Consider the following 25,867-nt stretch of genomic DNA (forward strand, 5'->3'; position numbering starts at 1 on the left):
CCCCGCCGCAGGCGCGCGCTCAGGAGATGGCGCGGCCGTACGCCCGGAGGGTGCGCAGCGCCTCGATGGTCACCATGGGCCGTGCCTCCAGCACCGTGCCCGGTGCCCACTGGCGCCACCTCACCGGCCAGCCGCCGTCCTCCTGCTGCTCAGTCGCGAGATGGTCCAGGGAGCGGGCCATCTCGGCCTCGGTGAACCACCCGCGCGCGAGCGAGTCCGGTGTGGGCGCGAAGTCGTGGGGGAAGTGGTGCTCGCCCGGGGCGTAGCCCGGCGCGACCGGATAGGCGTCGAGGTCGTCCGGGTCCAGGGCGGCGAGGCGCTGTTCCCGTACCAGCCGGCCCAGACGGTCGGCCGCGGCATGGGCACGCGCCTGTTCGGGCGCGGAGTCCAGGAAGGCGACGGCGGCCTCGATCTCATACGGATGGGACTTCTCCAGCGACTCGATGCGCTGCCAGCAGAAGTCGGTGGCCCGGAAGAGCCAGGCGTGCCACACCTCGTTGCGGTGCAGCAGTCCCACCACGGGCCCGGTGGCGAGCAGGTCGCTCGGCGGGTCGTCCACGATCGGGAGGAACGGCGCCGCCGGATAACCCCGCTGGCTGGGATGGATGGCGGGCAGTGCGCCCTCCGCCGTGGACACCGAGGTCAGATAGCGGCACACGCGTTCCACACGTTGCCCGGCGCAGCGCCCGATGCGGTCCAGCACCCGCAGCGCGTGCGCGGTGTGCAGCGGCTGGCTGACCGGACCGCGCAGGTCCGGTTCCAGGGCGTGACCGTATCCGCTGTCGGCGGTGCGATAGGCGTCCAGCGCGGTCTCCACCGGGTCGGCGTCGCCCCGCAGGAAGTGGTACGCGAACAGGCGCTGCTCCAGCACGCGCGCGGTGAGCCAGACGAACTGCTCGGCGCGCGAGAGCGGGGAGCGCGCCGGGGGCGTGGAGGGGAGTGGGGATGCTCCGGTTTCGGCCATGAACCCGACCGTAGGCCGGTAAGCGGTCTCGGTGAGTGGTCCTGCGCCGGAGCCCACTCTCAGGGGCGGGATACTGGTGCCATGCGGTTGACGGTCTTCTGGGAGCGAATGGCGGAGCACTTCGGGGCGGGCTACGCCGATACCTTCGCGCGCGACCACGTGATGTCGGAGTTGGGCGAGCGCACGGTGCACGAGGCGCTGGCCTCCGGCTGGGAGGCCAAGGACGTGTGGCGTGTGGTGTGCACGGTGATGAACGTCCCGCACGAGAGGCGCTGAGCGCGCTCCCGAGGATGACGGGCCCCGGCCGGGAACGGGTCCGCCGCGGTCAAGAGCGCCGGGCGGGCGCCGTGGTCAAGACCGCGGGACGGGCGGCACCCCGGCGTACGCGCGGCCGTCCCGCGCCCACAGGCGACACCCCGGCGCACGCGCCGCCGTCCGCGCCCACACCGGCGCTGTCTCACCTTGCCGAGCGCAGGCCGGTCAAGGGTTGTCGCCGGCGTCGGCGAGACTTGGTCCGTGGCATCCACTGACGACACCGGGCAGTCCGCCCCCCAGGCATCCATCGACGGCACGACGCCGCCCACCCGGCCCCCGGCCGAGAGCGACGCCGCGCCGGCCGCTCGCATGCCCCGCTGGCTGCCGCGCGCCATGGTGCTCGCGCTCGCCCTCATCGCGGCCTTCCAGCTGGGCAGCTGGGCGTTCCACCAGCTCACCGGGCTCCTGATCAACATCCTCATCGCGTTCTTCCTGGCACTGGCCATCGAACCCGCGGTGAGCTGGATGTCCTCACGCGGCCTGCGTCGCGGCTTCGCGACGTTCCTGGTCTTCCTCGGGCTGCTGATCGTCTCCGCCGGGTTCGTCACCCTGCTCGGCTCGATGCTGGCCGGCCAGATCATCAAGATGATCGAGCACTTCCCCGACTACCTCGACTCGCTCATCCACTGGATCAACAGCACCTTCCACACCGACCTCAAGCGGCTGGACATCCAGCAGGGGCTCCTGCGCTCCGACTGGCTGAAGAAGTACGTGCAGAACAGCGCGGCCGGCGTGCTGGACGTGTCCACACAGGTCCTCGGCGGCCTCTTCCAGCTGCTGACGATCAGCCTCTTCTCCTTCTACTTCGCCGCCGACGGTCCCCGGCTGCGGCGCGGCATTTGTTCGGTGCTGCCGCCCGCCCGGCAGGCCGAGGTGCTGCGCGCGTGGGAGATCGCCGTCGACAAGACCGGCGGTTACCTGTACTCGCGCGGGCTGATGGCGCTGATCTCGGCCGTCGCGCACTACGTCATGCTGCAGGCCCTCGGCATCCCGTACGCGCCCGTGCTGGGCATGTGGGTCGGCGTGGTGTCGCAGTTCATCCCCACCATCGGCACGTATCTCGCGGGTGCGCTGCCGATGCTGATCGCCTTCACCGTCAACCCGCTGTACGTGGTGTGGGTGCTGGTCTTCGTCGTGGTCTACCAGCAGTTCGAGAACTACATGCTGCAGCCGAAGCTGACCTCCAAGACGGTGGACATCCATCCCGCGGTCGCCTTCGGTTCGGTCATCGCCGGAACCGCTCTGCTCGGCGCGGTCGGCGCGCTCATCGCCATCCCGGCGGTCGCCACCCTGCAGGCGTTCCTGGGCGCGTATGTGAAGCGGTACGCGGTCACGGACGACCCGCGCGTGCACGGCCACCGCAGCCGCGGCACGGGAGCGGGGGCGCTCACCCGGGCGCGGGGCCTGTGGGGGCGAGGACAGACGCGCGGTGAGGACGACGCCGGCACCTGAGGCCGGTCATGGGAGGCCGGTACTGACGATCGGAACGGCCCCGGTGAGCGGTGCCTCGCGGCGGTCCCGATCGGGGCGGGAGCGCGGGCGTACGCTCGGAGGTGCCGCGTGGCGCGCTTGACACCAAAATCGAACATCCATTCATATGGAGGCTCCGGCGAGGCTCAACGGAGGGGATTTCGCCCCAGTTCGAGCGGTTGTGTCCCTGAGTTATCCACAGGCCGAACCGGCGTCGGGGCGCGTTGTCAGTGGCAGGCGTTAGCGTCTTTGACGTGAAGCGATCGACTCAAGCAAACCGGGTGGAACCCATGGCAGGAACCGACCGCGAGAAGGCGCTCGACGCCGCGCTCGCACAGATTGAACGGCAATTCGGCAAGGGCGCGGTCATGCGCATGGGCGAGCGGTCGAGGGAGCCCATCGAGGTCATCCCGACCGGTTCGACCGCGCTCGACGTGGCCCTCGGTGTCGGCGGCCTGCCGCGCGGCCGTGTCGTGGAGATCTACGGACCGGAGTCCTCCGGTAAGACCACGCTGACCCTGCACGCCGTGGCCAACGCACAGAAGGCCGGCGGCCAGGTCGCCTTCGTGGACGCGGAGCACGCCCTCGACCCCGAGTACGCGCGCAAGCTCGGCGTCGACATCGACAACCTCATCCTCTCCCAGCCGGACAACGGCGAGCAGGCGCTGGAGATCGTGGACATGCTGGTCCGCTCCGGCGCGCTCGACCTCATCGTCATCGACTCCGTCGCCGCGCTCGTGCCGCGCGCGGAGATCGAGGGCGAGATGGGCGACAGCCACGTCGGTCTGCAGGCCCGTCTGATGAGCCAGGCGCTGCGGAAGATCACCAGCGCGCTCAACCAGTCCAAGACCACGGCGATCTTCATCAACCAGCTCCGCGAGAAGATCGGCGTGATGTTCGGCTCGCCGGAGACCACGACCGGTGGCCGCGCGCTGAAGTTCTACGCCTCGGTGCGTATCGACATCCGCCGCATCGAGACCCTGAAGGACGGCACGGAAGCGGTCGGCAACCGCACCCGCTGCAAGGTCGTCAAGAACAAGGTGGCCCCGCCCTTCAAGCAGGCCGAGTTCGACATCCTCTACGGCCAGGGCATCAGCCGCGAGGGTGGCCTGATCGACATGGGCGTGGAGCACGGCTTCGTGCGCAAGGCCGGCGCCTGGTACACGTACGAGGGCGACCAGCTCGGCCAGGGCAAGGAGAACGCGCGCAACTTCCTGAAGGACAACCCCGACCTGGCGAACGAGATCGAGAAGAAGATCAAGGAGAAGCTGGGCGTCGGCGTGCGTGCCGAGGAGCCGGCCGCCGAGCCGGGTGCCGACGCCGCGGTCTCCGCCGGTGCCGACGACGCGGCCAAGGCGGCGCCCGCCCTGGCGGCGGCCAAGGCCACCAAGACCAAGGCCGCCGCAGCCAAGAGCTGACCGTGACACGACGAACCGACTGGGCCGAGTACGCCCACCTCGACGCCCTCACGGAGCGGGCCGAGAGGCAGGGCGTGGCCCCGGCCCGGACCACGGACGGCACCGAGTACGACGACGCCGCCGGGTACGACAGCGGGGAGCCGCGACGGGCGGGCGGTGCACGGGACGGCGCGCGTTCCGGGGGGACGCGCGGCGGCCGGGGGCGTCGGCGGCGCGGCTTCGGGGAGCAGCCCGGGGGACCGTCCGCCGAGGACGAGGGCGCCTCTTCCTTGTCGAGGGCCGAGGAGGAGGAGCCTTCCGGGGACCCGGTCGAGCGGGCACGGGCGATCTGCCTGCGCCTGCTCACCGGGACCCCGCGCACCCGCAAACAACTCGCGGACGCCCTGCGCAAGCGGGACATCCCGGACGAGGCGGCCGAGGAGGTGCTGTCGCGGTTCGAGGAGGTCGGGCTGATCAACGACAGCGCCTTCGCGGACGCCTGGGTGGAGTCCCGGCACCACGGCCGGGGTCTGGCCCGACGGGCTCTCGCCCGGGAGCTGCGCACCAAGGGCGTCGACTCGGCCCTGATCGACGAGGCCGTGGCACAACTGGACAGCGAGCAGGAGGAGACGACCGCGCGTGAGCTCGTCGCCCGCAAGCTGCGTGCCACCCGCGGCCTCGACCGCGACAAGCGCCTGCGCCGCCTCGCCGGCATGCTCGCCCGCAAGGGCTACCCGGAAGGCATGGCCCTGCGTGTGGTCCGGCAGGCGCTCGAAGAGGAAGGCGAGGAGACGGACTTCCTCGACGAGGGCGGTCTCTGACCTCGTCCCCGCCCTGGGAGGACTCTGACCTCGTCCCCGCCCTGGACCGCGCGCAGTCCCCGCCCCGGACCGCGGGCAGCGCCCATGCTGGACCGCGGGCCTGTCGGCCTCAGATCTCAGACGGTGTCACGGCGCCGGACTCCCTGTGGGTCCGGCACCGTCATACCGCTCTCACCGTTGCGGCGGCGCCACCGGCAGTCCCGCTGCGCGCCAGGCCTGGAAGCCGCCGACCAGGTCGGTGGCCCGGCGCAGGCCGAGCTGATGCAGGGACGCGACCGCCAGGCTGGAGGCGTAGCCCTCGTTGCAGATGACCACGATCCGCAGGTCGTGACTCGTGGCCTGGGGGAGACGGTGGCTGCCCTGAGGGTCCAGGCGCCACTCCAGCTCGTTGCGCTCGACGATCACCGCGCCGGGGATCGAACCGTCCCGCTCGCGCAGGGCCGCGTACCGGATGTCGACCAGCAGCGCCTCGCCGGCCTCGGCGACCTCGTACGCCTCCCGGGCCTCCACGCGCGCGTAGCCGGCCCGTACCCCTTCCAGCAGCGCGTCGATGCTCACCACGTCGCTCACTGCCAGTCCTCCGGGCGCTCGACCTGCTCCAGGCGCAGCACTTGGCCCGACCGACTGTAGCGGCGGATGAGAGGCAGCGGCGGATAGTAGGCGTGGACGGAGACGGCGTGTTCGGCGGGGGACTGGTTGAGCACCTCGTGGACGTGGTGATGGCCGAAGGAGCGTCCGCGGCCGGCGGGCAGCTGCCGGGTCCGGTCCACCCCGTCGGTCAGCTCCAGCGTCTTCCAGCCGTCGGTGGGCAGCCGCGCCGCCAGCGCGTTCTCCCGCAACTCACCGCGCGCGGTGACGAAGGCACCGATGGATTCGGCGTGGTCGTGCCAGCCGGTACCGGTGCCGGGCGGCCAGCCGATCAGCCAGGCCTCGCTGCCCCCGGGTCCCTCGAGACGCACCCAGGTGCGGCCCTCGGGGTCGAGCGGAAGCGAGTCGATCAGCGCGGTGTCGGCGGCCGTATGCCGGGCGAATTCCAGAAGATCCGCCTGAGTGGGCACGGAAGCGGCGGTTGAGACGTTGTTCGGGGCAGAGGGGAGCGGGGGGAAGACAGACACGGGCACCGTCCTGTTGAGCGTTCGCGTCGGCAGCGCGCGACGGCACGACGGGCACGGCGCGCGGCAGAAAAGGGGGATGCGAATTCAGCAGGACGGACGACACACGCAGCCTGCGTACCGGAGCAGGTCCATATGGACCCTCCGCCACAGGCGCACATCGGTGTCGGTCACGCTCCGGAGTACACCACGACGGTCCGGCACGGTCAACTGACCGTCACTATGCGGACGCACAGTGACGGCGAGCGATGTCCGGTCGGGGGTGGCCGGCGGTCGGGACGGCGGCCCACGCGCGGCTCGTGACAGCGAGCGGTGTCACTTCGCGGTGGAGCCGGCCGTTGCCTCGGTCCGTGCCGGGCCGCCCAGGGTCGCCTCGGCGGCGGCGTAGAGGTCGGCCGGGCGTACTCCGCTCAGCGCGGCGACGAGGTGGCCGTCGGGGCGCACCAGCAGCACCGTGTGGGCGGCGGCACCCGGGTACTCCTCGGCGACCAGCAGCTCCGCCGGATGCGGCAGTGCGGTCACCGCGGCGGCCAGCCGCGGCATGATCCCGGCCGTGACCCAGTGCTTGCGTTCCCACACGCCGGTGCCGGGCGCGATCAGGACGACGAGCAGGGCCCCGCGGCCGAGCCGCTCGCGCAACGGGACGAAGGAACCGTCCTCCGCCGTGACCAGTACGTCGGTGACCTGCGTGCCGGGCGCCGTGGCGACGGGGACCTCCGCCTCCAGGTGCCGGGGTGCGAGCGGGGAGTCGGCATAGTCGGCCGCCTCGCCGAGCGGGCCGCGGCCCAGGTGGCCCTCGGTGAGCAGCACGTCATGTCCGCGGGTCGCGCCGGGGACGTACGACCGCAGTCCGCCGCCGCCCCGCAGCAGCGGCAGGACCTGGTCGGCGGCGCGCAGCCGGGCGGCGACGGCGGTGCGGCGCTCGGTCTGGTAGCTGTCGAGGAGGGCCTCCCGCGGTCCGTGGTGCCAGGCCAGCGCCAGCTTCCAGGCGAGGTTGTCGGCGTCGCGCAGGCCCTCGTCCAGGCCCTGGGTGCCGAGGGCGCCCAGCAGGTGGGCGGAGTCCCCGGCGAGGAAGACCCGTCCGGAGCGCCAGCGGCGGGCGAGGCGGTGGTGGACGGTGTGCACACCGGTGTCCAGCAGGTCGTACGGCGGTGTGGTGCCGGCGTGCCAGCCGGTCAGAGTCTCCCGGACGCGGGCAATGAGCATCTCCGGCGTGACCAGGTCCTTGCCGGGCGGCAGCAGCCAGTCCAGCCGCCACACGCCGTCCGGCAGCGGGCGGGCGGTGATCTCACCGGCGGTCGGGCCGGAGGTGCGCCACGGCGGCTGGCGGTGCAGTACGGCCTCGTCGGCCCAGGGGAGTTCGGTGCGCAGCGCGGCGACGGCGTACCGTTCCACCGCCGTACGGCCCGGGAAGCGGATGTCCGCGAGCTTGCGTACGGTCGAGCGGGGGCCGTCGCAGCCGACGAGGAAACTGCCGCGCCACCAGGTGCCGTTCGCGCCGCGGGTGTGCGCGGTGACGCCGGAGGTCTCCTGCTCGACGCTGTCCAGACGGCTGTCCGTGGCGATCTCGACCAGGCGCTCGCCGGCGAGGGCGTCGCGCAGGGCGCCGGTCAGGAGGTGCTGGGCGATGTGCAGGGGAGCGGGCTCGGTGGCGTCGTCGAAGGTGATCTCCCGCATCACCTGCTTGCGCCGCATCGACCGCCATCCGGCCCAACGCAGACCGGCCTTGTCCAGGGCCACTCCGGTGAGCCGTTCCAGCAGGGCGGTGGTGTCCTCACGCAGGACGACCGTGCGGGCGAGGCGGGGTTCGTCCTTGCCGGGGCCCTCGTCCAGCACGACCGAGGGCACCTCCTGACGCGCCAGCGCCAGGGCGAGCGTGAGCCCCACGGGCCCCGCTCCGACGATGATCACCGGGTCCACGGCGCGGCGCCCCCTGCTCGCAGCGGTGTCCTCGGCGACGTATGTGAACAACAGGTTGGAGCAGGGTGCACGATCACAGAACGTATGCAACCCATTGCCGCTGCTTGCGTCAAGTGACGGAGGCAGTGGCGATCATGCCACTGCCTCCGTGTGGGTCAAGCGATCTGATGGGGCGTCATCGCTTGCTGGTGTTGGTGAAGCCGGCGGGCCCACCACCCTCGCCGCCGGTGCCGAAGGTGCCGCCCACCGCCGCCGGGTTCAGCTCCTCCATGTCCTCCGCGCCGAGGACCGCGCCCGTGCTGCGCTTGCTGCGCCGCAGGTAGCCCTCCAGCCAGCTCGCGAAGGAGGTCAGGATGAAGTTGAGCACGATGTAGATGGCCGCCACGACGATGAAGCTGGGGATGACGTTGGCGTAGTTGGCCGCGAGCGTGCTCCGGGAGTTCAGCAGCTCGTTGAAGCCGATCATCACACCGCCCAGTGCGGTGTCCTTCACGATGACGACCAACTGGCTGACGATCGCCGGCAGCATGGCCGTGACCGCCTGCGGCAGCAGGATGCTCGTCATCGTCTGGGTCTTGCGCAGACCGATGGCGTAGGCCGCCTCGCTCTGCCCCCTGGGCAGGGACAGGATGCCCGCCCGGACCACCTCGGCGAGCACGGAGGCGTTGTAGAGCACCAGGCCGGTGACGACCGCGTAGAGGGGCCGGTCCTCGCTGGTGACGTTCGTGTAGCGGGAGTAGAGCTCGTTCGCGAACAGCATCAGGAGCAGGACCGGGATGGACCGGAAGAACTCCACCACCACGGCGGACGGCACCCGCACCCAGCGGTGGTCGGACATGCGTGCGATGCCGAAGAAAGCACCCAGCGGCAGGGCGATGACCATGGCGAGCGCGGCCGCCTTGAGGGTGTTCCCGAGGCCCGGGATGAAGTACGTCGTCCAGGCGTCGGCCTGGATGAACGGCTTCCACAGGGCGCCGGTGAGCTGGTTCTTGTCGTCCATCGTCTGCCAGATCCACCACAGCAGCAGGGCGAGCAGGACGAAGAAGACCACCGAGATCAGGACGTTGCGCCGTTTGGCGCGGGGTCCGGGTGTGTCGTAGAGGACGGAACTCATCGCTTCACCGCCAGTCGCTTGCCGAGCCAGCCGAGGATGAGGCCCGTCGGAAGAGTCAGGACCACGAACCCGAAGGCGAAGACGGCGCCGATGGCGAGCGTCTGGGCCTCGTTCTCGATCATCGACTTCATCAGCGAGGCGGCCTCGGCCACACCGATGGCGGCGGCGACCGTGGTGTTCTTGGTCAGGGCGATCAGCACGTTGGCCAGCGGGCCGATGACCGCCCGGAAGGCCTGCGGCAGCACGATCAGCCGCAGCGTCTGGCTGAAGTTCAGCCCGATCGCGCGGGCCGCCTCGGCCTGGCCGAGGGGCACGGTGTTGATGCCGGAACGGATCGCCTCGCACACGAAGGCCGCGGTGTAGGCGACCAGACCGAGGACGGCGAGCCGGAAGCCCTGGAGCTTGAAGTCGTCGGGGGCACCCAGAGTCACCCCGAAGATGTCGGCGAGGCCGAGCGAGGAGAACACGATGATCACCGTCAGCGGGATGTTCCGGACGATGTTCACGTAGGCGGTGCCGAAGCCACGCATCAGCGGGACCGGGCTGACCCGCATCCCGGCCAGCAGGGTGCCCCAGATCAGGGAGCCCACGGCGGAGAAGACGGTGAGTTTCACCGTCATCCAGAACGCCCCTAGGACGTCGTAGCCTTGAAGAAAGTCGAACACGATCTCCCGCGCTTCCGGGTGGATGTCGTACGTGGAGGGCGGGGCGCGCCGCCGCCGGCAGGGCGACGGGCGGCGGCGCACACCAGGGGGACCCCGAGCTGACTGCGGTGGGCCGCGTTTACTGGACGATCTGGCCGATCTTCGGAGCCGGCTCGTTCTTGTAGTCGGCCGGGCCGAAGTTCTTCTTCACGGCCGCCTCCCAGGCGCCGCTGCTCTCCATCTTCTCGATCGCCTTGTTGATCTTGTCGACCAGCTGGGTGTCGCCCTTCTTGACACCGACGCCGTAGTTCTCGTTGCTCAGCTTCAGACCGGCGAGCTTGAACTGACCCTTGTACTTGTCCTGCGCGGCGAAGCCCGCGAGGATCGAGTCGTCGGTGGTCACCGCGTCCACGGCGCCGCTCTGCAGCCCGGCGATGCACTCGGAGTAGCCGCTGTACTCCTTCAGCTGGGCCTTCGGGGCGATCTTCTGCTGGACGTTCTGTGCCGAGGTGGAGCCGGTCACGGAGCACAGCTTCTTGCCGTTGAGGTCCGTGCCCTTGCTGATGTTCGAGTCCTTCTTGATCAGCAGGTCCTGGTGGGCCAGCAGATAGGGACCGGCGAAGTCGACCTTCTGCTGCCGCTTCGGGGTGATGGAGTACGTGGCCACGATGAACTTCACGTCACCGCGGGAGAGCGCGTTCTCGCGGTCGGCGCTCTTGGTCTCCACGAACTCGATCTGGTCGGGCTTGTAGCCGAGCTGCCCCGCGATGTAGGTGGCCACGTCCACGTCGAAGCCGGAAAACTTGCCGTTCGGCTCCTTCAGGCCGAGACCCGGCTGGTCGTACTTGATGCCGATCTTGATGCTGCTGCCGCCGCTGCCGGAGGACGACGAGTTGTTCTTGTTGCCGCCGCCACACGCCGTGGCGGACAGGGCGATGCTGAGGACGACGGCCGAGGCGGCGGTGACCTTGCGGAGCTTCATGGTGGACATCCTTTGCGTGAGGAAAGAAGCGGGGCGCTGGACGGCGCGACGGGCGCGCGACCGGTTCAGTGGTGCAGGATCTTCGACAGGAAGTCCTTGGCCCGGTCACTGCGCGGGTTGCTGAAGAACTGGTCGGGCGCAGCCTGTTCGACAATCCGGCCGTCCGCCATGAACACCACGCGGTTTGCAGCCGAACGTGCGAACCCCATCTCGTGGGTGACGACGACCATCGTCATGCCCTCCCGGGCGAGCTGCTGCATGACCTCCAGCACCTCGTTGATCATCTCCGGGTCGAGCGCCGAGGTCGGCTCGTCGAAGAGCATCACCTTCGGGTCCATGGCCAGGGCGCGCGCGATCGCGACGCGCTGCTGCTGGCCGCCGGAGAGCTGAGCGGGGTACTTGTCGGCCTGAGTGCCCACGCCGACCCGGTCGAGCAGGGCGCGGGCCTTCTCCTCGGCTTGCTTCTTGTCGGCCTTGCGGACCTTGATCTGGCCCAGCATCACGTTCTCGAGCACGGTCTTGTGCGCGAAGAGGTTGAAGGACTGGAAGACCATGCCGACGTCGGCCCGCAGCCGGGCGAGGGCCTTGCCCTCGGCGGGCAGCGGCTTGCCGTCGATGGTGATGGAGCCGGAGTCGATGGTCTCCAGCCGGTTGATGGTGCGGCACAGCGTGGACTTACCGGACCCGGAGGGTCCGATGACGACGACGACCTCACCGCGCGCAATCGTCAGATCGATGTCCTGGAGCACGTGCAACGCGCCGAAGTGCTTGTTGACGCTCTTCAGGACGACGAGTTCGCCGCTGGGGGCCACGTCTTGCTTGGCCACCGATACTTCGGTCATCGCTCTCAGGCTCCGTCCTCCTCGGTTTCGGAGGAATGTAGTAACCAGCCTCGACCAGCGTCATTACATCTGAGGGGAATCTGAGCATCACGATCCGATAGCAATCGGACACATGTCGTAGCACTTGTGACCTGGGGATGACCTGGGCACGTATCGGCCGGATAACTAAAGCCCCGACCAACCGGAACCCTCTTGACGCCGTCCTCGTCCATCAGCGTGACTGCCTTGGTGCACGCGCGCGTGCACGCGTTGTTACTCAGACAAACCGTACGCCCGATGAATCGGAGGAGGCCGGGATGAGACTGCTGCTCGTCGAGGACGACAACCATGTCGCCGCCGCACTGTCCGCGGTCCTGGCCCGGCACGGTTTCGACGTCACCCACGCGCGCAACGGCGAGGAGGCGCTCCAGGCGCTCGTCCCGGAGGGCCCCGGCTTCGGCGTCGTCCTGCTCGACCTGGGCCTGCCCGACCAGGACGGCTACGAGGTCTGCAGCAAGATCCGCAAGCGCACCGCCACCCCGGTGATCATGGTCACCGCCCGTTCCGACGTGCGCTCGCGCATCCACGGCCTGAACCTCGGCGCCGACGACTACGTGGTCAAGCCCTACGACACCGGGGAGCTCCTCGCCCGCATCCACGCCGTCAGCCGGCGGCGCCCCGCCTCCGAGGAGAGCACCGAGGACACCCGGACCGCCGTCCACCTCGGCCCGGTCCGCATCGAACTGCCCACCCGTCAGGTCACCGTCGACGGCAGCGTCGTCCAGCTGACCCGCAAGGAGTTCGACCTGCTCGCCCTGCTCGCGCAGCGCCCCGGCGTGGTCTTCCGCCGTGAGCAGATCATCAGCGAGGTGTGGCGCACCAGCTGGGAGGGAACGGGCCGGACCCTGGAGGTGCACGTCGCCTCCCTGCGCGCCAAGCTGCGCATGCCGGCCCTCATCGAGACCGTACGCGGCGTCGGCTACCGCCTCGTCGCCCCGGCCGCCTAGCGGGGACGGCTTGCGCACACGACTGCTGCCGCTGCTCATCGTCCTGATGGCGGCCGTCCTGCTCGCCCTCGGCATCCCGCTGGCCGTCAGCGTGGCGGCCGGCCAGCAGCAGAAGGTGGTCGTCGACCGGATCGACGACACCGCACGCTTCGCGGCCCTCGCGCAGTACGTCGACACCGCCGCCACCATCGACCGCAACCCCGGCGACGAACGGCTGGAGACCCTCAGTCACGAACTCGCCAGCTACTACGAGGTCTACGGCATCCGCGCCGGGGTCTTCTACCGCACCGACACGCCCATGGCGCACGCACCCGCCGGGTTCTTCCTCCCGCGAACGGGCGAGGTGCGGGCCGCCTTCGAGGAGGCGCTGCTCAGCCGGCGCAGCCACGACCCGCAGCAGGTCTGGCCCTGGCAGCGCGGCCGGCTCGTCGTCGCCTCACCGGTGATCCGCGACGGGGACGTCGTCGCCGTCGTGGTCACCGACTCACCGACCGGCGAGATGCGCTCGCGGATCCTGCGCGGCTGGCTGATCATCGCCGCCGGCCTGCTCGCCGCGATGCTGCTCGCCGTCGGCGCCGCGCTCCGGCTCACCGGCTGGGTCCTGCGACCGGTACGCGTGCTGGACGCCACCACCCACGACATCGCCACCGGACGCCTGAAATCCCGGGTGGCCGCGGCCGGCGGGCCGCCGGAACTCCAGCGGCTGGCCAAGTCGTTCAACGAGATGGCGGACCACGTCGAGGACGTGCTGGAACAGCAGCGCGCCTTCGTCGCCGACGCCTCGCACCAGCTGCGCAACCCCCTCGCTGCGCTGCTGCTGCGCATCGAACTGCTGAAATTCGAACTCCCGGAGGGCAACACGGAGATCGCCTCGGTCCAGGCCGAGGGCAAGCGGCTCGCGCAGGTCCTGGACGACCTGCTCGACCTGGCGCTCGCCGAGCACGCCGAGGCGGACATGACGACCACCGACATCGGTGCGCTCGCCGCCGAACGCGTCGCGGCCTGGGCGCCCGCGGCCGAGGCCAAGGGCGTACAGCTGGCCGGTGACTGCCCGGCCACGACCGGCTGGTCCGACCCGGTGACCCTGTCGTCGGCGCTGGACGCCGTGATCGACAACGCGGTGAAGTTCACGCCCGCCGGGGAGCGCGTCGAGGTGGCGGTCGCGGCGGCCGGCGACACCGTGACCGTCGTCGTCACCGACAACGGCCCCGGCCTCACCGACGAGGAACTGACCCGCGTCGGCGACCGCTTCTGGCGCAGCGGCCGGCACCAGAACATCAAGGGCTCCGGCCTCGGCCTGTCCATCACCCGCGCGCTGCTCGCGGCGGGCGGCGCCTCGATCTCCTACGGCCACCACGAGCCGCACGGCCTGGTGGTGACGGTGACCGTGCCCCGGCACGCACCACAACCGACGTCCACGCAGGGGGCCGCGCAGGGCTGACGGGGCGGTGTTGCGGTGGGGGAGGGGAGTGCGTTCGAGCCCGCGGGGCGGCGTTCCGGCCGGTGAGGCGGGCGTTCCTGTCCGCAGGGCTACGGCTTCATCGAGCGGTAGTACCGCCGTGCGCCCTCGTGGAGTTGCAGCGGGTCCGTGTAGATCGCCGTGCGCAGGTCCACGAGTTGCGCGGAGTGCACGTGCGCGCCGATGCCGTCGCGGCTCCTGATCACCGTGCGGGTCACCCACTCGGTCAGCCGTGGATCGATGTCCGCGCGCGTGATCAGCAGGTTGGACACCGCCATCGTCGGGACGGCCGCGCCGTTCTGCACGGTGGGGTAGGCCGACTCCGGCATGTTGGTGGCGCGGTAGTAGCGCGAGGCGTCGCCCTCGCGGTGCAGCTGCGCGACGAGGTCCGGCCCGATCGGCACGAACCGGATCGGGAAGGAACCGGCGAGCTGCCGCACGCCGTCGGTGGGCACACCGCCCGACCAGAAGAACGCGTCGATCCCGCCCTCCCGCAGCCGCTTCGGCGCACTGCCGATGCCGTCGGCCTCGGGCGTGATGTCCTTGTCCGCGTCGATGCCCGCCACTCGCAGCACCCGGTCGGCGATCAGCCGCACACCCGACTCCGGCGGCCCTATCGCCACCCGCTTGCCCCGCAGATCGGCGACCGAGTGGATGTCCGAGTCACGGGCGACGACGAGCTGGACGTAGTCGTCGTAGAGGCGGGCGACGCCGCGCAGCCGGTCCGCCCCCTGGCCGCCGTTCACCGCGTACGTCTCCACCGCGTCGGCCGCGGCGATGGTGAAGTCGGCCTGGCCGAGCGCCACGCGCGTGACGTTCTCCTGCGAGCCGTCGCTGGTCAGCAGGCGCACCTTCAGCTGCGGCATGTCCTTGGCGAGCGCCGTGCGCAGCCGCTTGCCGTAGTCCTGGTAGACCCCGCTCGGCGTGCCCGTGCTGATCGTGATCGAACCGCTCGGCGGTGTCTCGCCCAGCGGCAGCAGCCACCACAGCAGCAGGCCGAGCGCCACGACGCCGGCGGCTGCGGCCGTCAGGGCCCGGTGCCTGCCGATACGGGGGAGGAGCTTGGACATGGGCGCGATCCTGCCAGGCGCCGCGCAGTGCTGACCAGGGGCGGCGGCCCGAGCGAGGCTGTCAGTGGCGCCCGTTACAGTCGCCGGTATGAGTTCTTCCCCCGCCGACCTGGTCCGTGAGTTCCACCTCGCCTTCGGGCTCGACGCCCGCAGCACGCCCACCGAGGTGTCGCCCGGGCTCGCCGCCCACCGCGGTGAGCTGCTCGCGGAGGAGGCCGCGGAGGTCGCCGAGGTGGCGGTCACCGGACCGCTCGACAAGCTCGCCCACGAGCTGGCAGACGTCGTCTACGTGGCGTACGGCACCGCGCTGGTGCACGGCATCGACCTCGACCAGGTGATCGCCGAGATCCACCGGTCCAACATGACCAAGCTCGGCCCCGACGGCCGGATCGCCCGCCGCGCCGACGGCAAGGTGCTCAAAGGGGAGAGCTACGAGGCACCGGACGTCGCGGGCGTGCTGCGCCGGCAGGGCTGGGAGCCGGGGGGTGAGAGCGCGGCCTGAATCGCTGATCACACGCCGGAGCACGCGGGTCTCAGTCCCGGGGGACCGCCGTCCGCTCCCGCGTTCCGGCGTCCGCAGCCGACTCGGCCGGCCCACCCGCCGGTGCCGCTTCCGCGGCGCGTGAGCGGGCGCGGCGACGGTACCAGCGGGCCGCCAGCGGTTCGGTGTAGCGGGCGGTCAGCGGGCCGAGGACGACCAGGATCAGGACGTACGCCGTGGCCAGCGGGCCCAGCGACGGCTCGATGCCCGCCGTCACCGCGAGCCCGGCGATGACGATCGAGAACTCGCCGCGCGCCACCAGCGCGCCGCCCGCGCGCCACCGCCCCTTGATCGAGATCCCGGCGCGGCGCGCTGCCCAGTAGCCGGTGGCGATCTTCGTCAGCGCGGTGACCGCGGCCAGCGCCAGCGCGGGCAGCAGCACCGGCGGGATACTGGCCGGATCGGTGTGCAGGCCGAAGAAGACGAAGAACACCGCGGCGAACAGGTCCCGCAGCGGACTCAGCAGCGCGTGCGCCCCCTCCGCCACCTCCCCGGACAGCGCGATGCCGACCAGGAACGCGCCCACCGCCGCCGACACCTGCAACTGCTGCGCCACACCGGCGACGAGGATCGTCAGACCCAGCACGACCAGCAGCAGCTTCTCCGGGTCGTCGCTGGAGACGAAGCGGGAGATGAGGCGGCCGTAGCGGACCGCGACGAACAGCACCACTCCCGCCACGCCCAGCGCGATCGCCAGCGTCACGCTGCCCGCCGCGAATCCCGCGCCCGCCACCAGCGCGGTGACGATCGGCAGATAGACCGCCATGGCCAGGTCCTCCAGGACCAGCACGCTGAGGATCACCGGTGTCTCCCGGTTGCCCACCCGGCCCAGGTCGCCGAGCACCTTGGCGATGACCCCGGAGGAGGAGATCCAGGTGACCCCAGCGAGCACCACGGCCGCCACCGGCCCCCAGCCCAGCAGCAGCGCGGCGGCCGCGCCCGGCAGCGCGTTCAGCGCACAGTCGACGAGACCGGCCGGATAGTGGGTGCGCAGGTTGGAGACCAGGTCGCTCGCCGTGTACTCCAGGCCCAGCATGAGCAGCAGCAGGATGACGCCGATCTCGGCGCCGGTGGCGACGAACTCCTCGCTGGCCCCCAAAGGCAGCAGCCCGCCCTCGCCGAACGCCAGACCGGCGAGCAGGTACAGCGGGATGGGCGAGAAACTGAACCGCGCCGCCATCCGGCCGAGCAGGCCGAGGCAGAGGATGATCGAACCGAACTCGATGAGCAGAACCGCGGAGGAGTGCACCGGCGGCTCACTCCCGCCCGAGGATCGCGGCGGCGGCGTCCACGCCCTCGCGCGTGCCGATCACGATCAGCGTGTCACCGCCCGCGAGCCGGAAGTCCGGTGTGGGGGAGGGCACGGCATCGGCGCGGCGCAGTACCGCCACGATCGACGCGCCGGTCTCCGTGCGCATCCGGGTCTCGCCGAGCAGCCGGCCGTTCCAGTGCGAGGTCGCCGCGATCTCGATCCGCTCGGCCACCAGGCCCAGGTCCGTGGTGTGCAGCAGGTTCGGGCTGTGGTGGGCGGGCATCAGCGCGTCGACGAGCGAGTCCGCCTCCGAGCCGGTCAGCCGGAGTGAGTGCGCGCAGGAGTCGGGGTCGTCGGCCCGGTACACGCTCAGGGTGCGGGTGCCGTCCCGGTGCGCCACCACCGACAGATGGCCCTGTTCCCGAGTCACCAGGTCGTACTTGACCCCGATCCCCGGCAGCGGTGTCGCCCTCAGGCGCGGCGCAGACACGTTTCTTCTCCTTCGTTCGCCGGTCGTGCAGGGCACCGGCGGTGATCGTTTCCGGCCGGTACCGAGCGGCCATGCTGCCACCCTTGCGTACGGTGGCGACATGGGTGTCAGCACGGATGGACGCGGTACGCGGACGACGGAGAAGCTGGTCACGCCAGTGCCGTGGGCGGCTGGTACGGCGGTGCCGTGCGCGGACGTGACGGCTGGGCCGGCGGCGGACGTGACGGCTGCGCCGTCGGCAGACGCGGCGGTTGAGCCGGCGGCGGGCGTTACGGCGGGACCGGTGGCGGATGCCGTCGCGGGGCCGTCGGCGGACGGCCGGACTGGGCTGCGGGGCCACGGAAGAAGAGGAGGGGCCGGGCGCGTGTCGCTGTTCTGGCGGATCTTCTCCCTCAACGCCGTCGGCCTGGTGACGGCCACCGCGCTGCTGCTCGGCCCCGTCACCGTCTCGACCCCGGTGCTGCCGGAAGAGGCGCTCGTGGTGGTCGGCGGGCTGGCCGCGCTGCTGGTCGTCAACGCCGCCGTCCTGCGCATAGGGCTCGCCCCGCTCACGCGGCTGGCCGGAGCCATGGCCACCGCCGACCTGCTGCGTCCGGGCGCACGGCCCGAGGTCGCCGGTCCGGCGGAGACGGCCGGGCTGATCACGACGTACAACGCGATGCTCGACCGGCTCGAGGCCGAGCGCGCCGCCGGCGCGGCCCGTGCCCTGTCCGCACAGGAGAGGGAACGCCACCGCGTCGCCCGCGAGCTGCACGACGAGGTCGGCCAGACCCTGACCGCCGTCCTGCTCCAGCTGCGGCGCGTCGCCGACCGTGCCCCGGCGGAGCTGCGCGAGGACGTGGGCCAGGCGCAGGAGGCCACCCGCGCCGGGCTGGACGAGATCCGCCGCATCGCCCGACGGCTGCGGCCCGCCGTGCTGGAGGAGCTGGGGCTGCTCAGCGCGCTGCGCTCGCTCGCCGCCGAGTTCACCGGGCACGGACTGACCGTCCGCCACACCCTCGCCGCCGACCTCGCACCGCTGCCCGGCGAGACGGAACTCGTGCTGTACCGGGTCGCCCAGGAGGCCCTCACCAACACCGCCCGGCACTCCGGCGCCGACCGCGCCGAACTGTGCCTGCGGGCCGATGCGGCCGGTGTCGAGCTGCTGGTGCGGGACAACGGCAGGGGCACGGTCGGCGCGGTCGAGGGCGCCGGCATCAGCGGCATGCGTGAGCGGGCCCTGCTCGTCGGCGCCGAGCTGAGCGTCGCGCCGGCGCCGGGCGGCGGGACGGACGTACGGCTGCGCATCCCGCACAGTGCGGAAGGGCCGCTGGGTATACCGGGCGAATCGGGTGAATTGGGTGACTCGGAAGTGTCGTCCGGTGTCCCGAGCGGACCGGGAGCGCCGTTGGACACGGCCGGTGGTGCCGAGGCCGGGGGAGGCCCGCGGTGAGCGGCCGTCCCGTCCGCGTCCTGCTCGCCGACGACCACACCCTCGTACGCCGCGGCGTGCGGCTCATCCTCGAGTCGGAGCCCGATCTGACTGTCGTCGCCGAGGCCGGCGACGGGGCCGAGGCGGTCGAACTGGCACGCGCGCGTGAGGTGGATCTGGCGGTGCTGGACATCGCCATGCCCCGCATGACAGGTCTGCAGGCGGCCCGCGAGCTGTCCCGGCGGCTGCCCGCTCTGCGCCTGCTGATCCTGACCATGTACGACAACGAGCAGTACTTCTTCGAGGCGCTCAAGGCGGGCGCGAGCGGCTACGTGCTGAAGTCCGTTGCCGACCGCGACCTGGTGGAGGCGTGCCGGGCGGCCATGCGGGACGAACCGTTCATCTACCCGGGCGCCGAGCGTGCGCTGGTCCGCTCCTACCTGGACCGGCTCCACCGCGGCGACGGCCTGCCCGAGCGCGCCGTCACCGAGCGCGAGGAGGAGATCCTCAAGCTGGTCGCGGAGGGGCACACCTCCAAGGAGATCGGTGACCTGCTGTTCATCAGCGTCAAGACGGTCGAGCGGCACCGCGCGAACATCCTGCAGAAGCTCGGCCTGCGCGACCGCCTGGAACTGACCCGCTACGCGATCCGCGCCGGCCTGGTCGATCCCTGAGCGGGCCGTCCCGCCGGCCTCGTCGACCCCTTGGCCAAGGCCCTCCCACCGGCCTCGCGTCCGGTTGTCCACAGGGCCTCGCGGGCGTTGTCCACAGCCCGGACCGGGGTGGTCCCGGAACCGCCTACCCTGTAAGGCATGAGCAGCAGCGACCGGAGCCCCGCAGTGGACGTCAAGACCTACGAAGTACGCACCTACGGGTGCCAGATGAACGTCCACGATTCCGAGCGGCTCGCCGGCCTGCTCGAAGACGCGGGTTACGTGCGCGCCCCCGAGGGCTCCGACGGCGACGCCGACGTCGTGGTCTTCAACACGTGCGCCGTCCGGGAGAACGCCGACAACCGGCTCTACGGCAACCTCGGCCGGCTCGCGCCGAGGAAGGCCCAGCGGCCGGGCATGCAGATCGCGGTCGGTGGCTGCCTCGCGCAGAAGGACCGCGACACCATCGTCAAGAAGGCGCCCTGGGTGGACGTCGTCTTCGGCACGCACAACATCGGCAAGCTGCCCGTCCTGCTGGAGCGCGCCCGCGTGCAGGAGGAGGCGCAGGTCGAGATCGCCGAGTCGCTGGAGGCGTTCCCCTCCACGCTGCCGACCCGCCGTGAGAGCGCCTACGCCGCATGGGTGTCGATCTCCGTCGGCTGCAACAACACCTGCACCTTCTGTATCGTCCCGGCGCTGCGCGGCAAGGAGAAGGACCGCCGTCCCGGCGACATCCTCGCCGAGGTCGAGGCGCTGGTCGCCGAGGGCGTCTCCGAGATCACCCTGCTCGGCCAGAACGTCAACGCCTACGGTTCCGACATCGGCGACCGCGAGGCCTTCAGCAAACTGCTGCGTGCCTGCGGGAACATCGAGGGTCTGGAGCGCGTCCGCTTCACCTCCCCGCACCCCCGTGACTTCACCGACGACGTCATCGCCGCCATGGCCGAGACGCCGAACGTGATGCCGCAGCTGCACATGCCGCTGCAGTCCGGTTCGGACACGGTCCTGAAGGCGATGCGCCGCTCCTACCGCCAGGAGCGCTACCTCGGGATCATCGAGAAGGTCCGCGCCGCCATCCCGGACGCCGCGATCACCACCGACATCATCGTGGGCTTCCCCGGCGAGACCGAGGAGGACTTCGAGCAGACGCTGCACGTGGTGCGTGAGGCCCGGTTCGCGCAGGCCTTCACCTTCCAGTACTCCAAGCGGCCCGGTACCCCGGCCGCGACCATGGAGGACCAGATCCCCAAGGAGGTCGTCCAGGCGCGGTACGAGCGGCTGGTCGCCCTCCAGGAGGAGATCTCCTGGGCGGAGAACAAGAAGCAGGTGGGCCGCACGCTGGAGCTGATGGTCGCCGAGGGCGAGGGCCGCAAGGACGACGCCACCCGCCGCCTGTCCGGCCGCGCCCCCGACAACCGCCTCGTCCACTTCACCAAGCCGGACCAGGAGGTGCGCCCCGGTGACGTCGTCACCGTCGAGGTGACCTACGCCGCGCCGCACCACCTCCTCGCCGAGGGCCCGGTGCTCGACGTGCGCCGCACGCGCGCGGGTGACGCCTGGCAGAAGCGCCAGGAGGCCGACCAGGCCAAGTCGGCCGGCGTGATGCTGGGCCTGCCGAAGATCGGCGCACCCGCGCCTCTGCCGGTCGCCACGGGCAGCGGCTGCGGCTGCGACTGACCCACGGCGCGGGCAGGCCCGCTCGGTGCCGCCGGACGCGCCGTGCCCGGCTCGCGGGTCACGGCCGGTGGCTGGGCGTGTCCGGCCGCCGGTGACCGCGTAGTCTGCTGATCATGCTTGTCGCCGCAGCCGTCTGCCCCTGTCCGCCGCTGCTCGTGCCCGAGGTCGCGGCGGGTGCCGCGCCTGAGCTGGACGTGGCCCGCGCCGCGTGCACGGACGCGCTGGGGGTCCTTGCCGCCGCCCGCCCCGACCGGCTGGTCGTCGTCGGCCCGGCCGAGGAGGCGGGGACGTACCCGCAGGGGGCGCGGGGCTCGTTCCAGGGGTTCGGCGTGGACGTCGACGTCACGCTCGGCGAGGCGCAGGACGCGGCCGCCGACCCCGTGCTGCCGGTTTCGCTCGCGGTGGCCGGCTGGCTGCTGGGGCGGACCGGGTGGGCGGACGCCCCGATCGAGGGGCTGGCCGTGGCCCGGACACTTACGCCGGAGCGGTGCGCCGAGCTGGGCGCGGACCTCGCCGGGCGCGCCGAGCGGGTCGCGCTGCTGGTGATGGGTGACGCCAGCGCCTGCCGCACCGTCAAGGCGCCGGGCTATCTGGACGAACGCGCGGCACCCTTCGACACCGAGGTGGCGCGGGCGCTGGGCTCGGCGGACGTCGTGGCGCTGGGGGCGCTGGACGCGCGGCTCGCGGAGGAACTGCAGGCCGCGGGCCGGGCACCGTGGCAGGTGCTGGCGGGCGCCGCCGCGGACGCGAACCTGGCCGGGGCACTGCTGTACGAAGACGCGCCGTACGGGGTGGGCTACCTGGTCGCCACCTGGTCGTAGGGCGTCACCGCCGGCCGAGTTTCGCCGGCCGAGTCCTGGCCATTTGAGTCCTCGGCGTTCGAGTCCTCGGCGGTCGAGTCACCCGCGACGATGAGGGCACATGCCGGACGGCCGCGCACCGTGAAGGTGCGCGGCCGTCCGTCGTTGTGCTGCGGCCGTGGCCGGCGTCCCCGGCCGTGGTGGGCCGTGGTCAGGAGGTGGGCGGCGGGCCCTGCGGCGGGGCGGCCGGGGGAGGAGTCGGCGGGGTGGCCGCGCCGCCGTCGGCCGCGGCGCCGCCCTTGTGCGCGAGCCGGTCCATGGCATCCTTCGCCTTGCCCGTGCCCGTCTGGATCCTGTCGCTGTACTTGCCCTTGGTCTTCTCGTCGACGACCTTCGCGGCCCGGTCGATGCCGTGCTGGATCTTGTCCCCGTGCTGCTGCGCGAGGTCCGACACCTTGCCCTTGGCCGGGCCGAGCTTGGCTTTCAGATTGTCCATCAGACCCATGGTCCACCTTCCCTGGCGGGACAGTTACGTGTGGGCGCTCTCACCGGCCTCGCTGTCGGCGGCCGCTTCGGCGGACTGCTGCTGGGGGATGCCGGCGGCCTCCGCGCTCTCCCCGCCCTTCTCGCTCGCCCCGTCCTCCGCCGCTTCGTCGGCCTCCGGTGCAACGGTCGCGTCCGCCGCGTCCGTCGCGTGCGTCGAGTCCGTGGCTTCCGCCGCGTCCGTGGTCTCGACCGCCTCCGCCGTTTCGGCGGTCTGCGCGTTCTGTGCCGCCTCAGCCTCGTCGGTGGAGGGTTCGTTCACGGCCTGCTCGGCCGCCGCCGTGGTCTCCGACCTCCGAAAAAGTTTCGTAAAAACGCCCATATCAACTCCATACGGTACTCGTCCGGGCGAAATTCCGCGTGACCCGGTGCGTCCGATTGCGCCACCGGGATCACCGCTCCTCCGAGCCGGTGACGGGATCTCGCAAGGTGGCAACGATCTCGCCGGTACGGCGTCACGTAACTCGTTCGAGGACAGGGTCCGGGGTTTGCGAAACTGGTGCGGTGAGCAGCGCACCTCCCGCCCCCCGCGTCATCGCCGTCGTCGGTCCCACCGCAGCCGGCAAGTCCGACCTCGGCGTCTTTCTCGCCCGGCAACTCGGCGGCGAGGTCGTCAACGCCGACTCCATGCAGCTGTACCGAGGGATGGACATCGGCACCGCCAAGCTGACGCACGAGGAGCGTGCCGGCGTGCCGCACCACCTCCTCGACATCTGGGACGTGACCGTCACCGCCTCGGTCGCCGAGTACCAGCGGCTCGCCCGCCGGCGGATCGACGAACTCCTCGCCGCCGGCCGCTGGCCGATCCTCGTCGGCGGCTCCGGCCTCTACGTCCGCGGCGCCGTCGACAACCTGGAGTTCCCCGGCACCGACCCCGAGGTCAGGGCCCGCCTGGAGGAGGAACTGGCACTGCGCGGCTCCGGCGCCCTGCACGCCCGGCTGGCCGCCGCCGACCCCGAGGCCGCGCGGGCGATCCTGCCCAGCAACGGGCGCCGGGTCGTCCGGGCGCTGGAGGTGATCGAGATCACCGGCAAGCCGTTCACGGCCAACCTGCCCGGGCACGACTCGGTCTACGACACCGTGCAGATCGGCGTCGACGTGGCCCGCCCCGAGCTGGATGAGCGCATCGCACGCCGGGTCGACCGGATGTGGGAGGCCGGGCTCGTGGACGAGGTGCGCGCGCTGGAGGCGCAGGGGCTGCGCGAGGGGCGTACGGCGTCGCGCGCCCTCGGCTACCAGCAGGTGCTCACGGCGCTCGCCGGGGAGTGCACCCTCGAGGAGGCGCGTGCCGAGACCGTCCGTGCCACCAAACGCTTCGCGCGCCGCCAGGATTCGTGGTTCCGGCGCGACCCGCGGGTGCACTGGCTCAGTGGGGCCGCAGCGGATCTCGGGGAACTTCCGCAGCTCGCGCTGGCGTTGATCGAACGACCGGTTACAGCCTGATCACGTCATGGCATCGGGACGCCCAGGCCGTCATCCCGGCCTCCGGCGCCGTGCCATCATCGAGCTTCGATCGACCAAGTGGAGTCCGAGTTGGGAGGGCGCGTGGCGATGGAGGCCGGCCCTCGCGACACCGCACAAGACGCCGAGCCCTTCACCACCGACAGGGGTGAGGAGCCGCAGGGCACAGGGGTTTCGGGCCTGGACGGCGACCGTCCGGACCCGGACGGGGACCCGCTGAGCCCGGACGGCCTCGACGACACCCAGGGCGGTGTGACCGCCGACGGTCCGGAACCGGAAGAGATGTTCGCCGGCGGGCCCGAGGTCGAGGTCGAGCTGCGCCCGCAGCGCCGGCTACGGCTGTGGCAGCTCGCGCCGATCGTCGCGCTCGCCGCGAGCGGCTCCCTGATGTTCGCCTTCCCGCTCGCCTTCGACTTCGGCGACAGCGGGGCCGTCATCGCCATGCTCGGGCTGCTGATCTGCTCGTGCGCGGCCGGCTGGGGCATGATGGCCGCCCGGCGCGTGGGCTACACCTGGCCCGGCCTGCCGCCCCGCGGCTCGGGCCGCCGCCCGGACTGGCGGGTGGTCCTCGGCTACGTCCTGCTGGTGGCCGTGGTCGTCACGCTCGCCGTGTGGCGGGTGGCGCGGCTGCGCTGAGCGCGGCCGATACGAGCGGGCCCGGGTGGGTGGTCAGCGCCCCCCGGTGAGCCTCTGTCTGATCCGGCTCCGCTGAACTGCGCTCGGCAAGCCCGGCACCGGCAAGCCCGGCAAGCTCCGCAAGCTCAGTAATCCCACTGAGCCCAGCAAGCCCTCTGAGCCGGGATCCCAGTGCGCCGGGCGGGCCAGGCGCGCCTCCGCCTGAGCGGGCCCGTACGCCGCCGCCCCCCTGCGCACAGCCCCTCACCTGCCCCGCCTCCCATCGGCCTCCGCCGGAGCCCTCCCGTACGATCGAGGCATGAGCACGCGGATCGCCTTCCTCAAGGGTCACGGCACCGAGAACGACTTCGTGATCGTCCCGGACCCGGAGAACGCCCTCGATCTGTCTCCGGCCGCCGTCGCCGCCCTGTGCGACCGCCGCGCGGGCATCGGCGGCGACGGGGTGCTGCACGTCGTGCGGTCCGCGGCGCATCCCGAGGCGAAGGCGATGGCCGCCGAGGCCGAGTGGTTCATGGACTACCGCAACGGCGACGGCTCGATCGCCGAGATGTGCGGCAACGGCGTGCGCGTGTTCGCGCGCTACCTCCAGCACGCCGGGCACGTCGACGAGGGCGACCTGGCCGTCGCCACGCGCGGGGGCGTGAAGCGCGTGCACATCGCCAAGGACGGCGACGTCACCGTCGGCATGGGCAAGGCGGTCCTGCCCGAGGGCGACGTCACGGTGAGCGTCGGCGAGCGCAGCTGGCCCGCGCGGAACGTCAACATGGGCAACCCGCACGCCGTCGCGTTCGTGGACGACCTCGCGCACGCGGGCGACCTGTACTCCCCGCCGCCGTTCAGCCCGGCCTCCGCCTACCCGGACGGGGTGAACGTCGAGTTCGTCGTCGACCGTGGCGAGCGGCACGTCGCCATGCGCGTGCACGAGCGCGGCTCCGGTGAGACCCGCTCCTGCGGCACGGGCGCGTGCGCCGTCGCCGTCGTCACCGCCCGCCGTGACGGCGCCGACCCGGCCGCCACCGGCACCCCGGCGACGTACACCGTGGACGTCCCGGGCGGACGTCTCGTGATCACCGAGCGTCCCGACGGCGAGATCGAGATGACCGGACCCGCCGTGATCGTCGCGGAGGGCGAGATCGACGCGGAGTGGCTGCGCGGCGCGCTCGGCTGACCCCTGCCACGGCCGCCGACCGGTACCGCCCGGACGGCGGTTGACGCCACGCCGCAAACCCGTCGACCGTCGCTCGAATGGGTGATCCGTTTCACGCTCGCCGAGAGGCGGTCCAACGCGCGTGGTGGGCTCGGTAGCA

The 25,867-nt window shown here is 71.7% G+C and carries 28 protein-coding genes; 14 read left to right on the plus strand and 14 right to left on the minus strand.

The window, feature by feature from the left end:
* Window positions 1–19: 19 nt before the first annotated feature.
* Window positions 20–964 carry a hypothetical protein gene (locus tag ACZ64A_RS00085; protein WP_469807083.1) on the minus strand — a complete coding sequence of 315 codons (945 nt, stop codon included), beginning with the start codon at window positions 962–964 and terminating at the stop codon, window positions 20–22.
* 81 nt (window positions 965–1,045) lie between these two features.
* On the opposite strand from ACZ64A_RS00085, the gene ACZ64A_RS00090 reads away from it, so the two are divergent.
* The 4 genes from ACZ64A_RS00090 (at window position 1,046) to recX (ending at window position 4,967) form a co-directional block, all read left to right on the plus strand.
* Complete coding sequence (locus ACZ64A_RS00090) at window positions 1,046–1,240, plus strand: DUF3046 domain-containing protein (RefSeq protein WP_469807085.1); 195 nt, start codon at window positions 1,046–1,048, stop codon at window positions 1,238–1,240.
* Window positions 1,241–1,480: 240 nt separating this feature from the next.
* A complete protein-coding gene (locus ACZ64A_RS00095) occupies window positions 1,481–2,731 on the plus strand; it encodes an AI-2E family transporter (protein WP_469807086.1) in 1,251 nt (416 codons plus the stop codon).
* 308 nt (window positions 2,732–3,039) lie between these two features.
* Complete coding sequence (gene recA / locus ACZ64A_RS00100; protein WP_469807088.1) at window positions 3,040–4,167, plus strand: recombinase RecA; 1,128 nt, start codon at window positions 3,040–3,042, stop codon at window positions 4,165–4,167.
* Window positions 4,168–4,169: 2 nt separating this feature from the next.
* Window positions 4,170–4,967, plus strand: coding sequence for a recombination regulator RecX (gene recX / locus ACZ64A_RS00105; RefSeq protein WP_469807089.1), 798 nt, complete (start codon window positions 4,170–4,172; stop codon window positions 4,965–4,967).
* 171 nt (window positions 4,968–5,138) lie between these two features.
* Here the strand turns inward: recX and ACZ64A_RS00110 are convergent, their stop codons facing one another.
* From ACZ64A_RS00110 to ACZ64A_RS00145, 8 genes are all read right to left on the minus strand, one after another.
* Window positions 5,139–5,537, minus strand: a complete 399-nt coding sequence (locus ACZ64A_RS00110) for a rhodanese-like domain-containing protein (protein ID WP_469807090.1) — start codon at window positions 5,535–5,537, stop codon at window positions 5,139–5,141.
* Window positions 5,534–6,082 carry a cupin domain-containing protein gene (locus ACZ64A_RS00115; protein ID WP_469807092.1) on the minus strand — a complete coding sequence of 183 codons (549 nt, stop codon included), beginning with the start codon at window positions 6,080–6,082 and terminating at the stop codon, window positions 5,534–5,536. The genes ACZ64A_RS00110 and ACZ64A_RS00115 overlap by 4 nt, the downstream gene beginning before the upstream one ends.
* A gap of 84 nt (window positions 6,083–6,166) precedes the next feature.
* Window positions 6,167–6,313, minus strand: a complete 147-nt coding sequence (locus ACZ64A_RS00120) for a putative leader peptide (protein ID WP_469807094.1) — start codon at window positions 6,311–6,313, stop codon at window positions 6,167–6,169.
* 81 nt (window positions 6,314–6,394) lie between these two features.
* Window positions 6,395–7,999, minus strand: coding sequence for an FAD-dependent monooxygenase (locus ACZ64A_RS00125; protein ID WP_469809011.1), 1,605 nt, complete (start codon window positions 7,997–7,999; stop codon window positions 6,395–6,397).
* Between the two features lie 175 nt (window positions 8,000–8,174).
* Window positions 8,175–9,113: an amino acid ABC transporter permease gene (locus ACZ64A_RS00130; RefSeq protein ID WP_469807095.1), complete on the minus strand. Its 939-nt coding sequence runs from the start codon at window positions 9,111–9,113 to the stop codon at window positions 8,175–8,177.
* Window positions 9,110–9,778, minus strand: coding sequence for an amino acid ABC transporter permease (locus ACZ64A_RS00135; protein WP_469807097.1), 669 nt, complete (start codon window positions 9,776–9,778; stop codon window positions 9,110–9,112). The genes ACZ64A_RS00130 and ACZ64A_RS00135 overlap by 4 nt, the downstream gene beginning before the upstream one ends.
* A gap of 118 nt (window positions 9,779–9,896) precedes the next feature.
* On the minus strand, window positions 9,897–10,739 hold the full coding sequence (locus ACZ64A_RS00140) for a glutamate ABC transporter substrate-binding protein (RefSeq protein ID WP_469807099.1): 843 nt from the start codon (window positions 10,737–10,739) through the stop codon (window positions 9,897–9,899).
* Between the two features lie 65 nt (window positions 10,740–10,804).
* Window positions 10,805–11,581, minus strand: coding sequence for an amino acid ABC transporter ATP-binding protein (locus tag ACZ64A_RS00145; RefSeq protein WP_469807101.1), 777 nt, complete (start codon window positions 11,579–11,581; stop codon window positions 10,805–10,807).
* A 296-nt stretch (window positions 11,582–11,877) separates the two neighbouring features.
* Here ACZ64A_RS00145 and ACZ64A_RS00150 point away from each other — a divergent pair, with 296 nt between their 5' ends.
* Both ACZ64A_RS00150 and ACZ64A_RS00155 read left to right on the plus strand, forming a co-directional pair.
* Window positions 11,878–12,567 carry a response regulator transcription factor gene (locus tag ACZ64A_RS00150; protein ID WP_469807102.1) on the plus strand — a complete coding sequence of 230 codons (690 nt, stop codon included), beginning with the start codon at window positions 11,878–11,880 and terminating at the stop codon, window positions 12,565–12,567.
* Between the two features lie 10 nt (window positions 12,568–12,577).
* Window positions 12,578–14,008 carry a sensor histidine kinase gene (locus tag ACZ64A_RS00155; RefSeq protein ID WP_469807104.1) on the plus strand — a complete coding sequence of 477 codons (1,431 nt, stop codon included), beginning with the start codon at window positions 12,578–12,580 and terminating at the stop codon, window positions 14,006–14,008.
* An 89-nt stretch (window positions 14,009–14,097) separates the two neighbouring features.
* Here ACZ64A_RS00155 and ACZ64A_RS00160 read toward each other — a convergent pair whose 3' ends face one another.
* The gene (locus ACZ64A_RS00160) at window positions 14,098–15,096 is read right to left on the minus strand and encodes a TAXI family TRAP transporter solute-binding subunit (protein WP_469807106.1); all 999 of its coding nucleotides are present in this window, start codon (window positions 15,094–15,096) and stop codon (window positions 14,098–14,100) included.
* 88 nt (window positions 15,097–15,184) lie between these two features.
* Here ACZ64A_RS00160 and ACZ64A_RS00165 point away from each other — a divergent pair, with 88 nt between their 5' ends.
* On the plus strand, window positions 15,185–15,598 hold the full coding sequence (locus tag ACZ64A_RS00165; protein ID WP_469807108.1) for a pyrophosphohydrolase domain-containing protein: 414 nt from the start codon (window positions 15,185–15,187) through the stop codon (window positions 15,596–15,598).
* Window positions 15,599–15,629: 31 nt separating this feature from the next.
* Here ACZ64A_RS00165 and ACZ64A_RS00170 read toward each other — a convergent pair whose 3' ends face one another.
* Both ACZ64A_RS00170 and ACZ64A_RS00175 read right to left on the minus strand, forming a co-directional pair.
* Complete coding sequence (locus ACZ64A_RS00170) at window positions 15,630–16,886, minus strand: cation:proton antiporter (protein WP_469807109.1); 1,257 nt, start codon at window positions 16,884–16,886, stop codon at window positions 15,630–15,632.
* Window positions 16,887–16,893: 7 nt separating this feature from the next.
* Window positions 16,894–17,379 carry a cation:proton antiporter regulatory subunit gene (locus ACZ64A_RS00175; protein ID WP_361631581.1) on the minus strand — a complete coding sequence of 162 codons (486 nt, stop codon included), beginning with the start codon at window positions 17,377–17,379 and terminating at the stop codon, window positions 16,894–16,896.
* 364 nt (window positions 17,380–17,743) lie between these two features.
* Here ACZ64A_RS00175 and ACZ64A_RS00180 point away from each other — a divergent pair, with 364 nt between their 5' ends.
* The 4 genes from ACZ64A_RS00180 (at window position 17,744) to ACZ64A_RS00195 (ending at window position 21,941) form a co-directional block, all read left to right on the plus strand.
* Window positions 17,744–18,811 (plus strand): sensor histidine kinase, encoded by a 1,068-nt coding sequence (locus tag ACZ64A_RS00180; RefSeq protein ID WP_469807110.1) that lies wholly within the window; start codon window positions 17,744–17,746, stop codon window positions 18,809–18,811.
* Window positions 18,808–19,464: a response regulator gene (locus ACZ64A_RS00185; protein ID WP_469807112.1), complete on the plus strand. Its 657-nt coding sequence runs from the start codon at window positions 18,808–18,810 to the stop codon at window positions 19,462–19,464. The genes ACZ64A_RS00180 and ACZ64A_RS00185 overlap by 4 nt, the downstream gene beginning before the upstream one ends.
* Window positions 19,465–19,602: 138 nt before the next feature.
* Window positions 19,603–21,120 carry a tRNA (N6-isopentenyl adenosine(37)-C2)-methylthiotransferase MiaB gene (miaB, locus tag ACZ64A_RS00190; RefSeq protein WP_469807114.1) on the plus strand — a complete coding sequence of 506 codons (1,518 nt, stop codon included), beginning with the start codon at window positions 19,603–19,605 and terminating at the stop codon, window positions 21,118–21,120.
* 113 nt (window positions 21,121–21,233) lie between these two features.
* The gene (locus tag ACZ64A_RS00195; protein WP_469807116.1) at window positions 21,234–21,941 is read left to right on the plus strand and encodes a class III extradiol dioxygenase subunit B-like domain-containing protein; all 708 of its coding nucleotides are present in this window, start codon (window positions 21,234–21,236) and stop codon (window positions 21,939–21,941) included.
* A 190-nt stretch (window positions 21,942–22,131) separates the two neighbouring features.
* Here ACZ64A_RS00195 and ACZ64A_RS00200 read toward each other — a convergent pair whose 3' ends face one another.
* Window positions 22,132–22,425, minus strand: coding sequence for an antitoxin (locus ACZ64A_RS00200; protein WP_469807118.1), 294 nt, complete (start codon window positions 22,423–22,425; stop codon window positions 22,132–22,134).
* Between the two features lie 24 nt (window positions 22,426–22,449).
* Window positions 22,450–22,725: a hypothetical protein gene (locus tag ACZ64A_RS00205; RefSeq protein ID WP_469807120.1), complete on the minus strand. Its 276-nt coding sequence runs from the start codon at window positions 22,723–22,725 to the stop codon at window positions 22,450–22,452.
* 242 nt (window positions 22,726–22,967) lie between these two features.
* Between ACZ64A_RS00205 and miaA the strand changes: the two genes are divergently transcribed.
* The 3 genes from miaA (at window position 22,968) to dapF (ending at window position 25,728) form a co-directional block, all read left to right on the plus strand.
* Window positions 22,968–23,906, plus strand: coding sequence for a tRNA (adenosine(37)-N6)-dimethylallyltransferase MiaA (gene miaA, locus ACZ64A_RS00210; protein ID WP_469807121.1), 939 nt, complete (start codon window positions 22,968–22,970; stop codon window positions 23,904–23,906).
* 108 nt (window positions 23,907–24,014) lie between these two features.
* Complete coding sequence (locus ACZ64A_RS00215) at window positions 24,015–24,560, plus strand: hypothetical protein (RefSeq protein WP_469809012.1); 546 nt, start codon at window positions 24,015–24,017, stop codon at window positions 24,558–24,560.
* A gap of 298 nt (window positions 24,561–24,858) precedes the next feature.
* Complete coding sequence (dapF, locus tag ACZ64A_RS00220) at window positions 24,859–25,728, plus strand: diaminopimelate epimerase (RefSeq protein ID WP_469807123.1); 870 nt, start codon at window positions 24,859–24,861, stop codon at window positions 25,726–25,728.
* The last annotated feature ends 139 nt before the right edge of the window (window positions 25,729–25,867 follow it).

This window comes from Streptomyces sp. NPDC104814 (assembly GCF_055583185.1).

Bases quoted from the DNA above. Each gene is read 5' to 3' on its own strand.
- ACZ64A_RS00085 (WP_469807083.1), bottom strand. From the start codon at position 964: ATGGCCGAAACCGGAGCATCCCCACTCCCCTCCACGCCCCCGGCGCGC.
- ACZ64A_RS00090 (WP_469807085.1), top strand. From the start codon at position 1,046: ATGCGGTTGACGGTCTTCTGGGAGCGAATGGCGGAGCACTTCGGGGCG.
- recA (WP_469807088.1), top strand. From the start codon at position 3,040: ATGGCAGGAACCGACCGCGAGAAGGCGCTCGACGCCGCGCTCGCACAG.
- ACZ64A_RS00130 (WP_469807095.1), bottom strand. From the start codon at position 9,113: ATGAGTTCCGTCCTCTACGACACACCCGGACCCCGCGCCAAACGGCGC.
- ACZ64A_RS00140 (WP_469807099.1), bottom strand. From the start codon at position 10,739: ATGAAGCTCCGCAAGGTCACCGCCGCCTCGGCCGTCGTCCTCAGCATC.
- ACZ64A_RS00145 (WP_469807101.1), bottom strand. From the start codon at position 11,581: ATGACCGAAGTATCGGTGGCCAAGCAAGACGTGGCCCCCAGCGGCGAA.
- ACZ64A_RS00150 (WP_469807102.1), top strand. From the start codon at position 11,878: ATGAGACTGCTGCTCGTCGAGGACGACAACCATGTCGCCGCCGCACTG.
- ACZ64A_RS00160 (WP_469807106.1), bottom strand. From the start codon at position 15,096: ATGTCCAAGCTCCTCCCCCGTATCGGCAGGCACCGGGCCCTGACGGCC.
- ACZ64A_RS00165 (WP_469807108.1), top strand. From the start codon at position 15,185: ATGAGTTCTTCCCCCGCCGACCTGGTCCGTGAGTTCCACCTCGCCTTC.
- miaB (WP_469807114.1), top strand. From the start codon at position 19,603: ATGAGCAGCAGCGACCGGAGCCCCGCAGTGGACGTCAAGACCTACGAA.
- ACZ64A_RS00195 (WP_469807116.1), top strand. From the start codon at position 21,234: ATGCTTGTCGCCGCAGCCGTCTGCCCCTGTCCGCCGCTGCTCGTGCCC.
- ACZ64A_RS00200 (WP_469807118.1), bottom strand. From the start codon at position 22,425: ATGGGTCTGATGGACAATCTGAAAGCCAAGCTCGGCCCGGCCAAGGGC.
- ACZ64A_RS00215 (WP_469809012.1), top strand. From the start codon at position 24,015: ATGGAGGCCGGCCCTCGCGACACCGCACAAGACGCCGAGCCCTTCACC.
- dapF (WP_469807123.1), top strand. From the start codon at position 24,859: ATGAGCACGCGGATCGCCTTCCTCAAGGGTCACGGCACCGAGAACGAC.